This window comes from Rhizobium indicum, assembly GCF_005862305.2.
Classification (GTDB): Bacteria; Pseudomonadota; Alphaproteobacteria; order Rhizobiales; family Rhizobiaceae; genus Rhizobium; species Rhizobium indicum.
In genome coordinates, this window is the sequence record NZ_CP054024.1 from 20069 (window position 1) to 32605 (window position 12537).

7 protein-coding genes are annotated in these 12537 nt (G+C 56.3%); 2 read left to right on the forward strand and 5 right to left on the reverse strand.

What is annotated here, in order from left to right:
- Positions 1-313: 313 nt before the first annotated feature.
- A complete protein-coding gene (locus FFM53_RS31935; RefSeq protein WP_138333731.1) occupies positions 314-2200 on the reverse strand; it encodes an ATP-dependent nuclease in 1887 nt (628 codons plus the stop codon).
- Between the two features lie 205 nt (positions 2201-2405).
- On the opposite strand from FFM53_RS31935, the gene FFM53_RS31940 reads away from it, so the two are divergent.
- Entirely contained in the window at positions 2406-3638 is a 1233-nt protein-coding gene (locus tag FFM53_RS31940; protein WP_138390648.1) for an exonuclease SbcCD subunit D, read from the forward strand.
- Between the two features lie 2 nt (positions 3639-3640).
- Positions 3641-7411, forward strand: coding sequence for an AAA family ATPase (locus FFM53_RS31945; protein ID WP_138333727.1), 3771 nt, complete (start codon positions 3641-3643; stop codon positions 7409-7411).
- Positions 7412-7461: 50 nt separating this feature from the next.
- Here the strand turns inward: FFM53_RS31945 and FFM53_RS31950 are convergent, their stop codons facing one another.
- The 4 genes from FFM53_RS31950 to FFM53_RS31965 all read right to left on the reverse strand — a co-directional run bounded on the left by FFM53_RS31950 (position 7462) and on the right by FFM53_RS31965 (position 12443).
- The gene (locus FFM53_RS31950; RefSeq protein WP_138333725.1) at positions 7462-8559 is read right to left on the reverse strand and encodes a serine/threonine-protein kinase; all 1098 of its coding nucleotides are present in this window, start codon (positions 8557-8559) and stop codon (positions 7462-7464) included.
- Positions 8556-9623, reverse strand: coding sequence for a protein kinase domain-containing protein (locus FFM53_RS31955; protein WP_138333723.1), 1068 nt, complete (start codon positions 9621-9623; stop codon positions 8556-8558). Before FFM53_RS31955 ends, FFM53_RS31950 begins: the two co-directional genes overlap by 4 nt.
- Positions 9620-10720 carry a PP2C family protein-serine/threonine phosphatase gene (locus tag FFM53_RS31960; RefSeq protein ID WP_138333721.1) on the reverse strand — a complete coding sequence of 367 codons (1101 nt, stop codon included), beginning with the start codon at positions 10718-10720 and terminating at the stop codon, positions 9620-9622. Before FFM53_RS31960 ends, FFM53_RS31955 begins: the two co-directional genes overlap by 4 nt.
- 274 nt (positions 10721-10994) lie before the next feature.
- A complete protein-coding gene (locus tag FFM53_RS31965; protein WP_138333720.1) occupies positions 10995-12443 on the reverse strand; it encodes a Shedu anti-phage system protein SduA domain-containing protein in 1449 nt (482 codons plus the stop codon).
- Between the last annotated feature and the right edge of the window lie 94 nt (positions 12444-12537).

Below are 12537 nucleotides of genomic sequence, written 5' to 3' on the forward strand. Positions count from 1 at the left end.
AAGGGGGCATCAGGATCCTCGACGACGCGGACGTAGAAGCTGGTCTGAGGGATAAAACCCCCATACTGCATACCCCAGTCAATAACTCGTGAAGTTGTGAAGGATCACCCCAAGGACCGCCTCGAGGAACTACTGCCCTGGCTTTGGGCGCCGGCAAAAGACCAATGCGAGGCTGCGTGATGGCACGTTCAAGGTTCATCTACACGCTCAAAGAAGTTGCCGTCATGATCGGCGAGAACCTCGAGTTAATCGACGAGGCGCGTTGGGCTTATCGATCAGCCTATTCGAGTCGCTTTCTGCCGCGCATCGGACACTAAGCAGCCGCAGGATTAAGCCGAGGATTCGCCTCATGGCCATTGGCCTTTGCCCAGGCAATCAGCTCTCCCTCGATTTGCGCAATAAAGTCGACGTTTGGGTCATGATCCGCAGGGTCAAACGCTCCTCCGTCGAAAAGACTACTTATCAGGGATCTGACCTTAGTCTTCAACGCCTCATCCTCGTTCACGCGATTAAACGCTGCATAAGGCTTATCCTTGCCGAGCTCCGCGCCACCCAGATAGCGTTCAAAGTCAGGGATGCTCCATCGGTGATAAACGGTATTGCCTTGCAGGCGGCACAATAAAATCTCGTTGCGAATGGACGTGTTCACGGTCCACATTGCGTTGTTCGCTCCGTCTTTCCGACGAGGCCAATCGACGTCATGGACGATACCGAAATTTGTTTTGAAGTGCCGCAGCATCTTGATGAGCGGCACCAGGATAGCCTTCCCGCGCGCTCGAATGATACTGACATTACCTGCGAGTACGTGCTGAGCCTTGACGATCGCGGATATGAATGCCGCGTGTTCGGTATCCCCCTCGACCAAAATGGGATAGCTTCCGAAGAATATCTCGGAGAACCCCACGTCAGTAAGCTGAAGCGCTTGAAGGTTGTCCTTCTCCATTTCTGAAAACTCAACCTCATCAGCGACATACAGGCGAGGCGAAAGCGATTTGCCATCATTCGAACGCTGTAGCCTGGCGATCGTCGTGTGGTCCATAAGTGGATTGATAAAATAAGGCGAATGGGTCGTTATCAGCACCTGCCAGTCCGGATGTTGTCCCAAAGCGTATAGATGGGCCTGTGCTGCCCTAGCGGCCATTGGGTGAAGTGCGTTTTCTGGTTCATCCATCAGGAGGATATAACCCGGCAACGCTGGATCCTCAGCATCCTCAGGAATGGCTCCACCCTCGTTGAGCGCGGCTACCTGTTGGATCAGGAGCTTGGTCGCTTCGCTCTCCGGGTCTTTTTTCTTCTCTTTTGTCAGGCTGGTATTGAGAGGTTTCAAAAGTGCCTCCCGCCGCTCAGTCTGGCGACTAATCTCGTTGTGGACTTGCAGCATTGCCCAAAAAAGCGCTCGCCGCGCGCCGGTGCCCTGCTGAGCCACGCGGGACTGGCCCGACGGCTCCTCTACCCGTATTCCCGAACCTTGCTTCAACAGCGCATCGATTTTCAGCTCCGGACTGGTCATCTCGACATGGAGACTGACGCTGAGACCCGGGAACACGCCCTGAAAGCCGGTCTTTATTTGCTCGGAAATGACGCCAAGTCGCTCCTTGTGGGGTTCAGCCAGTCCGTTTACGGTGGCCGCGAGCGCAGCTTTGTCTTTGGAAATTTGCGACTCCGCGTCAGTCTCCAACGCCTTCAGCTCTTTTACCAAGGGGCTTAGCGCCAGGGTCAGCAGGATGTCTTCAGTAGAAAGAGCATCATCAAGAGATTTAATGCGCATCGGCTTTGGTAGGCGCGAAGTGAAAACATTATCCGCACCGCCGGCCTTGCCTTCCTCTGCCCAGTCCCCTGTTTGAGGATCCCAGGTCTGCCGAACAGCTTTACCGCCGATCGGCCACGACCACCGGCTGCGAACAATGAGCTTTTCGCCCTCTATCACTTTCCACTTCTCATCGACGTTGCCCATCCCTTGCGGAATATGCACATCAAGCTGGATTTCTGATGGGTCTTCAGCCGGCGCCCAGTTGCATCGATCGTGTGTGGGGTTGAATAGACTAGGGTTTACGGCCAACTCATATGCTCGCAGGATCGTTGTCTTCCCGGAGTTGTTAGGGCCAACCAAGCAGAGCACATCGTCCAGTTTAACACTGACCGACTCTGGTCCGATGCATCCCACGTTCTTCACGGTGATCTTAAGTAGTTTGGACCTCATGCCATTCTCCCACCCTGTTGAAGGTCGGAGAATGGCTGAGTCGAGAATCAACTTCAACGTGTTATCGTTCTTGCTGCTCTGCGCGTCGTGCTTGAGCTGCGAGCGCAACGATCGGCGGGTATCGGCTAGATCTAGGCGTGCCGAATTTTTCCGATTTGCTCGCCTGGGGCGAAGTGTCGGATGCTATACTATTCGTGGAGGAAGCATGATTCGTATTCTACACACGGCTGATTGGCATATAGGTCAAACGCTTCGCGGATTTTCTCGCGAGCACGAGCACCGCAAGGTGTTTGAGCGGCTCGAAGAGATCGTCGTGGAGCGGGATGTCGATGCCCTCGTCATCGCCCGTGACGTGTTTGACAGCCAAAATCCCTCCGGGGAAGCGCAACAGCTCTTTTACAATACGCTCGTGCGGCTGAGCCGCGCGCATCCGCGCATGGCTATGGTGATCGCTGCCGGCAACCACGATGCCGCTGGTCGATTGGAAGCGCCACGGCCTCTATTAGAGGCATTCAACATCCGCGTCGTAGGCAACGTTCGTCGGCGTGAAGGGCGGGTCGAGGCGGCACGGCATCTCGTTCCTATCGCTGACGCAAGCGGTGTCGTAGCTGCTCATGTGCTTGCAGTCTCCTACCCAACCGCAGCGTGCCTTCCGAATTTGACGCGGCTGGATGGTGAACTAGGCTCGCCCATCATTGCCGGTGTGCGAAGCCTCTATGCCGAATTGGTCGATACGTTACGGGAGCCGATCGACGGTCTGCCGTTCGTCCTAATGGGACACCTCCATGTTGCAGGCGGCATCGAGTCGGAAGGTGCGGAGCGCCGAATTCTGGTCGGTGGTCAGCATGCCGTGCCGCATGACGTGTTCCCGGCGGAAGCGAGCTACGTGGCGCTTGGCCATTTGCATAAAGCTCAGGCTATCGGTCGTGATACTGTCCGCTATTCAGGTTCACTGATCCCTTTGTCGGCGACGGAGCTACCCTACGCGCATGGGGTCACTCTCGTGAGCCTCGACGGTGCAACGGTTCTATCCGAACATATCTCGATTGATCGGCCACTTCCCTTCGTCCGCCTTCCTGAGGCGGGCGATATGCGTTTGACTGAACTCGGCGATCATCTGACAGCAATGGACCTTACATCGGATCTACCAATTCATGAACGGCCATTCGTCCAAGTCAGGCTTGCCCGTGAAGGGCTGTCGCCTGGGTTCAGGGAGGAGGTCGACCGCATCGCCGAGAGCTTTCCGGTGCGCGTCGTCGATACTCGGGTCGCGGCATTACTCGGGGCGTTAAATGACGTGACCCTCGCCGATCCTATGATCCGGCTGGCAGAAAGAGATCCCGAGGATCTGTTTAAGCTCGCATTTGAACGCACCTTTGGTGTGCCCCCGGATTCCGCGCATCTGGATGTTTTCCACCAGGCACGGGCGGAGGCATAGCCATGCGGATATTGGCTATCCGCGGCGAGAATCTGGCAAGTCTTGCCGCGCCCTTCGAGATCGATCTTGCTGCAGAGCCTCTTGCAGGCTCCGGTCTTTTTGCCATCACTGGGGAGACCGGCGCCGGGAAATCGACCATCCTCGACGCGCTCTGCCTTGCGCTCTATGGCGAATATCCGCGCGTCTCAGTCGGTCGGCGGGAGAATGCGCCCGATCCCAGCGGGGAGGCGATTTCAATTCATGATGGCCGGGCGATCTTGCGCCGAGGCGCCGGCGGCGGATATGCCGAGGTAGATTTTATCGGGCAGGATGGTGAACGCTACCGCGTCCGCTGGGAGGCCAATCGGGCGCGGGGGCGAGCAAATGGGCGGCTTCAGAATGAGCAGCGCGCATTGTATCGACTTGACGACGGCAGTGCGGTGGCAACTGGCAAGACTCAGGTCCGCGAGGCCGTAGAGGCGAGAACCGACCTCACATTCGATCAGTTCCGGCGAACGGTGCTGCTCGCACAGGGCGAGTTTGACGCCTTCCTACTCGCCGCCGAGAGCGAGCGTGCGGAATTGCTCGAGAAGATCACAGGTACCGAAATTTACGCAGCGATCTCGGTCCGCATCCATGATGGCACGGAGGCACGACGAAGAATTGTCGAGCAATTGGAGCAACGCCGAAACGATGTCGGACTTCTCGATGACGAAGCTAGGAAGACGCTGCTCGAGGAGCAAAGTCAGCTTGGTTCGAGCGTCGCCCAGAAAGGCGCGGAGCGTGATCAACACAATGGACGGTTGGATCATTTCAAGCGCGTCGCCGCCGCTCGCAGCGATCTCGCTCTGGCTGAGGCTCAGGGGGTCGCAGCGCACACGACACGCGAGGCCGCAGCCGATGAATATCAATCTCTTGCCGAGTTCGATCTCGTCGAGCCGCTTCGACCGCTGGCGGTTGATTTGCATAATGCACGGCGGACGGCGGCGGAGGCCAAGTCACGTCTCGACGGCTTGCTTGTTGCATGCGAGGAAGCACGGACGCTAGACGCGGCGTCTGCAACACAACTGGCGGACGCTGCAACCGCCAATGTAGCGGCAGAAGACGTCCTCAAAAATTTCGGTCCTCTTTGGAGCGAAGCTGAAAAGCTCGATACGGAGCTGGTGGCAGCTCGGACCGAGTTTAATGACGCGATGGAAAAATCGCAGCAAGCGGAAGCGACATTGCGCGATAAGGCCGATGCGCTGGCCACGATTGATCAAACTCTCGGTCAGACATCAGAGTTACACCGCACGGCGGCCGCGCAATTAAAGAGTCAATCGGATCGCATTCTTCTTGCCGATCGTCTCAGCGATGCGATGGACTTGTTGGCGAAGTGGGATGCTCTCAGACAGGACCATGCTACAGCCACGTCAGAGGCCGTTGAAGCGGCAGAAACAGCTACTCGGCTGCAAGGTGAGATGACCGCGCTGTCGGAAAAGCTCGCTGAGGATCGTGGGCGAAAAGATGGCCTCAGTCGCGATATCTGTGATCGTCGAGGCGGTCTCGATGGCATCGACGAGGCGGCGCTTCACGAACGGGATATCGATCTGCAACGCGCGCTTGAGGCTCTGCGTGAGACAAGTGCAGTCTGCGAACAGCACGATCGGTCGTCGGCTGATCTATCGCGCCGGGAATCGGAACACGCGCTAGCTACCCAGGAGGTGAGCATAGCGAAAAGCCAAATCGTCGAGGCCGAAGCGGATCGGCTCCGTGATCGGATTGCGCGTGCGGAAATTGTTCCGATTGCAGAGCTCGCCGACGAGGCGGTCTCATCTGAGGCCATTCATCTGCGTAGCCTGCTGGCTCCAAATTTAGCCTGCCCGGTGTGCGGCAGCACCCATCATCCGCACCTTGCACATCCCAGCGCGCTCAACGAAATGGCTGCCAGGCTTCGCCGCCGGCGCGAAGAACTTGATACCATGTTGACCGCGACGGGTCAGCGTTTGGACGCTGCAACGCGCGCACTCTCCGCAGGAGAGTCGCGCCAGGCGGAGACAAATCGGGGAATCGATTTGGCACGCGGACAAGTTCTGGCTGCCAACAGCGCTTATAGCGAACAGTGGTCGTCGTTGAATGATCTCTGCACCAATGCTGGAATCGAGGGAAGGGTACCTCCCTTTCTCGATGACCAGGCTGCGCCGAAACTGGCGTCCCTCATCTCAGTCGCGATCGCAGAACGATCAGCGATTGCGTCTCCGCTCGCAGACGCCCGGCGTCTTCGGACAGAGATCGACAGCTTGCAGCGGCAGCATGACGCGCTTGGTGAGGCGATCGAGACGATTACGCAGTCTGTTGACCAAAGACGTCCTGATTTCCACTCCGCGCAATTGAAGGCAACTGAGCGGACGGTCCAGGCAGCAGGCCTTGCTGAGCGCCTCATTTCCATTCGCCGTGAAATCACGCCGTTTCTCGCTGCCGCAGGTCTGATCGTCGACGATCTCGATGACGATCCCACCGGTGTTAGCGTTACGCTGTCAACAGTCGCGACGGAGTATGCTGCCCTGCGCGAGCAGGTTGGCCAACTTGAAATGACGCTCCAGCGTCTGGCGCCTGAGCGTGCATCGGCGTCCGCCTCACTTCAACACGCGCAAGCCCAGTTGACGGCCACTGCACTTCTTCTCAATCAACGTCGCATGGCTGAGGAAGAGAAGGCGCGCGCCAGAGCTGAACTCCTCGATGGCGAAGCGACAGCAAGCCACCGGACTCGGACCAATGAAGCTTGCCTGACTACCCGTGAGACACTCGCTCGTGTGCGCGAGACGAAATCCGCCACCGATGCAGCGTTCCAGGCGGCGGGCGCTCGTCGCGACGAGGCCGCGGCTGGATTGGAGACCGCCAAAGGCCGTAACGCATTAGCCGAAGCGGCATTCAACGCTGCCTGCTTGGATATTGCTCGCTCGTCGGATCAAGTTGCCGCGCTGATCGCAACCGATCCAGCATTGAGCAGAGCGTTGCGGGTCCGAATTGCGGAGATCGATCGAGGCGTCAACGATGCCGGCACCGCAGTGCTCACGCGCCAGAATGACTTACACCGGGCGTTGGAAGGGTTCGACGAGACCACCGATGCCGAGGCGTTGGCCGCAGTCGTTGCAGCGTTGGCAACAGAAATCGGAGACTTGCAACAACAGATAGGTGTGCTTGTCGCTGCGCTCGCGCGAGACGACGGCGCGCGCCGGGCCGCCGCAAATCTATCTGCGCAAATCGAAACTGCGAAAGCGGAACTCGCAATCTGGCAGGCAGTCGACGATGCTGTCGGCTCGGCCAGCGGTGATCGTTTCCGTCGCTTTGTGCAGGGCATCACGCTCGACCACATGGTGCAATTGGCGAATGATCACCTCCACGCATTGACACCCCGCTATAGGCTCGCGCGGGGGGCTGCGTCCGATCTCACGCTGCATATCGTTGATCGCGACATGGGCGACGAGGTCCGCGGCACCCGAAGCCTGTCGGGCGGGGAGCGTTTCCTGGTCTCCCTTGCGCTTGCGCTGGCTTTGTCGGGTCTCGAAGGACGATCGTCCTTTGTCGATACGCTGTTCATAGATGAAGGCTTTGGATCGCTCGACGCGGAGACGCTCGACTTGGCAGTAGATGCGCTGGAGACCTTACAGGGCAGGGGTCAGAAGGTTGGCGTCATCACGCACGTCGCTGCCATGATCGAGCGGATCGCCGTGCAGGTTCGCGTAGAAAAGCGCGGCGCTGGGCGATCGGAGATTAAAGTTTCTGATGGATCTCAACCGATCTGGTCGGCATGACCGGGCTTAGCAAAGGTTCGCTTCAGTTGCGCTCCGCACGCGCTGCCTTTCTACTGCCGAGCCGGACGCGCACGTCTTATGGCTTTAAGGGGCACAACCGGAAAAGCGCGTTCCCGTGGCTCACCCGGAAATGTACTAAACCAAACCCTGTCCCCAGATGTAACGCGACCTACGGGCACTGAGTCCTGGTGAAAAAATACGTCTGCTTCTAATGGCGAGCCTATGAATCCTTGAGTTTGGTACGGCATATATCCAACAGTACCGATCCGCCGCTCCTTGACGGAATAGCAGAGCTCCTCGCACAGCCTAACCAGAGCATCGGCTGTCGGTCGTTCCCCGGGGTCTTTTCGAAGGCATCTTTGAATCAGCCCGTAGATGTTCCTGGCAAGCTCAGCAAATTGCGGCTTTGCAAGTAGTTCGGGGGGCAAGGGCGGTATAATGGCTGCTTGAATGGCCGGCACAGCGCGATAACCTGTTCCGAATGGTTTTGCGCCAGATAGCAGTTCGAAAGTAAGCGCGCCAATGGACCAGACATCCGCAGGGCGCGTAGCATTTGTGAAAGAATCAATCATCTCAGGAGCCATATAGGGAAGCGCTCCCAACGCGGTCGCGGACTGGGTGAGGGCTTCTTCATCACCCCCATCGACAACCGCAAGCTCGGCTTCCGCCATTTTTGCAATCCCAAAATCCGTGATTTTAATTCCGTTGAAAGCCATGCCTCCGGCAACCATGATATTGCTCGGCTTGAGATCTCGATGAACGACTCCTGCATGATGAGATGCGGCAAGGCCTTTCGCCAGATGGTGTAGCACATGAGCGCAAAGGTATGGATCGAGCCGATCAAAGTTCTCTCGTAAAGCCTGTCCCAAGTCAGTTCCTTCAATCAGCTCCTCAATTAGATAGTAGCGATCATTTTCTTCGAGATAGTCCAACGTTTTAGCAACATTCGAATGGTTGATGCTTGCGCTGGTGGAAGCACTTCGATGGAATCTTTTACGGGCAGAGTTAGTTTTTGGTGTTTTTAGAGCGACCCTTCGCGTGAGCAACGTGTCATTTGCCGCATAAACTTCCTGCATACCGCCTTCAGATATATAGTTGATAATTTCGTATCTATTTCCGATTAGTTCGCCGGGATTATGAATAGTCATAAGACGACCTCCGGGTGGGAAACGTCAATCGGAACGTGGATTCTATTCATTCCCAAAGCAGGGCGTCCGAACGTGATGACGGACGACTTCGGCAAACGCTGCGGCCCGACAAGCTGCATGTTGTTGACGTAAACATCGCCGGATTGAACGTTTATGGAAAATCTCAAACCATCATAACGAAGTTGAGCGACGCCTTGCGGAAGCGTAATAGTAACGGCCCGCCGACCGGCGTCGAGAACATGGACGGTTCCGTTAACAACAAGTGTCGCGCGATGTTGATCACGTAGGAGCTGCTCCCCGATAGCATCGCGAACCAACGGCATGCGTGGTCGATCCGCGGCGTTTTCGGCCAAACAGATGTTCATGGCTGAGGAGATATCGGCGGTCAGAGCTAAGCCTGTAGAAGCAAAGTCGGCCTCCGTACAAGGTAGCCGTGGGGGAAACTGGCGCAATTGTCTTGGCAACCTCTGAAGAGCGAGGGCTAACATGGTCGCGCCGAAAGCGTATACATCAATTGCTTCTGTGAACTCCACGACTTCATCATCAGCGACGCACAACTCGGGCGCCATGAACCCCGGAGTTCCAACAGCACCTTGAGTAGCCGCGTCGATCCGCCCCTCGCGAGCCAGCCCGAAGTCAAATATCTTGAGGCAACCTTCATTATCAAACTTGATATTGTTCGGCTTTATATCCCGATGGACACGGCCAGCAGCATGTATGTCCGAGATTCCACATGCTATCGCGTAACCGATCCGGAGAAACTCATTTGGATCTGTCACAGGAATAGAGTCAGTAAGATCGCTGCCCGGGATATATTCTTCTACCAGCCCAACGATGGCTCCAGCTCGATCTTTGATGACGTCATAAATCTGAACTACGTGTTTTGAGCGGATCGAAGTGAGGGCCGCAACCTCATCTAAAATTCGTCTTTGATCGACGCCACGCTGCAATTCTTTGACTAACACGTCGCGGTCTAGATGCGTATCCAAGCAAACCGTTGCGTGAGACATGCCACCGCTGGCGGCCCCGCCGCGAGGTTGATATCTGGCGGGTATCGCGATCATGATTTTGAGTCCCCGTCATCTGAAAAGTCAAGTTTGGCCACTGGCTTTTCTATGGGGAGTGGCAGCTCATCTTGTGGTCGGTTTTTTGCATTTTGCCTGGGCGACTTTGGTTTTTTCGCCCTTTTGTTCTCCGGCGCGGCCGCGCCAGCACCTCTACGGTTATCCGGCTTCTGGTAGCTTGAAACAGGCAATCTTGACGACGGAGTTTCGACCCTTTGGGTGGGGGCGAGCCAAATGTCGTGCTGTCCAGAACTGCAGAGAATAGTTACGACAACATCGTCATCTTGCCTGTGGTCACCTTGGCGCGCGTCTGCGCCCGATGCGCATGGAATATGGACCGCCGTCGCATTATCCAGTCCGCCCAATGCGTCCGCCACATTGAGCATCTTGCGCACCAACTCAAGGCCAGTCTTCGAATGTCTGGCAATTGTCGATAATAGTTCGGGCGGCGTACTGTGCGCCCCGTCAGAGGTAACGAGAAGCCCGTTCAAGCTTCCTCGGTCGAATGAGTGCAATTGCGGGTCAAGCTCGCCGTCCAATCCGACGAATTGAATCAAACGATTGTTGTCGGGGCGGTTTTCATGCTCGCGCTGTAAAGCTGCGCCGATTGTGTCGTCTCGGGTAATCTGACGGAGTTCGTTGGAGGAGTTTATTGCGTAAATGCGTGAGTCGCCAACATGGGTAAGCCAAGCTTGAGGGGATTGGTCGACGTACGCAGCAGACAGGGTTGTCCCGCCACTCCCTCGAAGTTCGTTGAATACTGCACGTTGAGCTGACGCGAGCGAGACGGCCAGGCCATGCTTCGGTCCCGAGAAACGAATATTTCGGAGCACTGCGGCAACAAAGCTGCTCGCCGCGATCAGGGCGGCTTCTCTCCCGTCGCTCATTCCCCCCATTCCGTCACAGACAAGACCAAGCATGAAATCTTTAGACGGTTCACTGCCGTGTCGCACATTTATAACGGCGGCGACATCTTCGTTTCGGTTTCTCACGGAGCCCACGATTGAGCCAACAGCTGACAGGTCCATCGACTCTACCGCCCGGGACTGTCGGCCTGCGAGCAGATTAAAAATCCTGTCATAAAGAATATCGTTCAAGGTTGGCGTCCTAAGCAGCTTATTCTGATTTTGTTCTCGAGAGATAGCAGCTGCGGAGGCTCGTTGCATCTGAAATGAGAGCAGAATGAATGACACAGCAAAAATGTCACCTCACTCTTCCCAAAGCGGCTTTGGCCGTGTGTTGAGAAGCAGACGTCCAACTTTCAGCCCGTACGCCTATTGGAAGGAAGGTAGACTACTTCAATACCTGTGTTGTGATGTGGGTTTCCTGCGTATCAACTAGCGCGCCAGCGAACTCGATAGTTGCCTTGACTCACGGGGATTGGGCGTCATCCGGCTTCGTTATCAGGAATTCGTGCAATGCCTTCAGTTTAATAAGGAGTTCGTCGAACGTGATGACAAGCACGTCCCGCTGACTGCCACGATAAATTTCAAATGACCGCTGCAGGTCGGGTTCGGTTGGGTTCACGCCGATGATGAGGATGCAAGGTGTCGACCACGCCTGAACGTGGTAGTTGCCATCATCTTCTTTCTTTTGGGCGATACTCTTGATCAGCTTGAGCCGCTGGTCGAGCAGTTGGTTAACGCCCCCGGCTAGGTCAACGGAAGGGCCGTAAAGAGAGGGGAGGCGATACGCCTGCTTCGTCAACAATGGCGTCTCGGTAGTCTTGATCTCGACGATTGCGAGGTTACCAAACATGCCGGCCTCGAGCAGATAGTCGGCATATTTCTCGCCGGTGCGCTCCATTCCCATGCCGCCGACAGAGGCCTGCGAAGTGTACATGACCACCGGGAGCCCGAAGAGGATCTTGAGCACGAACGGATTCTCGAGGAAATATGCCTGCCAAAACCCTTCCTTATGGCGCTTAGCCATCTCCTTCGTCATGCTCTCGATCAGCATTTCCAACGAGACAACCTCTATCCTCTCGCTCAGTTGAAATAGTTCGACGGGGTTATCTTGTGCAAGCTCGGCGACCGACCGCATGACGGTGCGAACCGCGGCGGAGGTGTTTGAGTTGCGCGACCGCGGCGTTCCCTTTTTTACCAGTGCCGTACGGACGGTGTCCTGAAGGTCTACTGCCGGCCTCTCATATTCCTCTCCGACGAACCCGGGGACAACGGACGGCAAGAGGCGGTTCTTGAGATAGCTCTGCTTTTCGCCGTTGGCGAAGGCAACCGCGGCTTCATGCGCCCGGTTAATATTCAGCCGCACCTCGTGGTAGATACTCTCAGGAAGGCGAACCTCCTCGCCATCGATCGAAATATCGCTGTCGTCGCAGATGGTCAGCCCTACTATTCCAGACACATCGTCAAACGCGTCAATTATGTAGCGAATCCGAGGGTCTACGCCGAAACCCTCGAATGGCGTCCTGCGGAAACCGGTCGGCAGGTCGAAGAACAGGCCGAATCCCTCTTGGACCTCCATCGGGTCCTGGTTCTCGAACGAGATCCTTTTGATTGTTCGATATTTCGCCTTTGTGAAATTGTTCTGGTTTGAACGAAGCCAGGTTGGATAGGTGGTCAACACTCGCTTCGATAAATCGTATTCTGCGATGAGTAGGGGCCATTCGCTCTCGTGGAACTCGACACCGGCGGCTTTACCGCGTTGGAAGGCCTTCGTGCCCAAATGGTAGCTCAGATACTGTGTCTTCCCGTCAGGGATAGTCTCAAGCACCAATGTCGACTGATCTTCCGGATGGGTTCCCGCGTCTATTGGGGTTGAGTTGTAGGTGTTTTCCGGTTCTTTCGTCGTGTCTGCCAAAATATAGCCCGTCCCTTTTTTACCCCCTGAATATGGCCGGGCAGTCGAGAAATCTTTTATGCCATGACCCTGCAGTCTGCAAATGCTGGAGGGG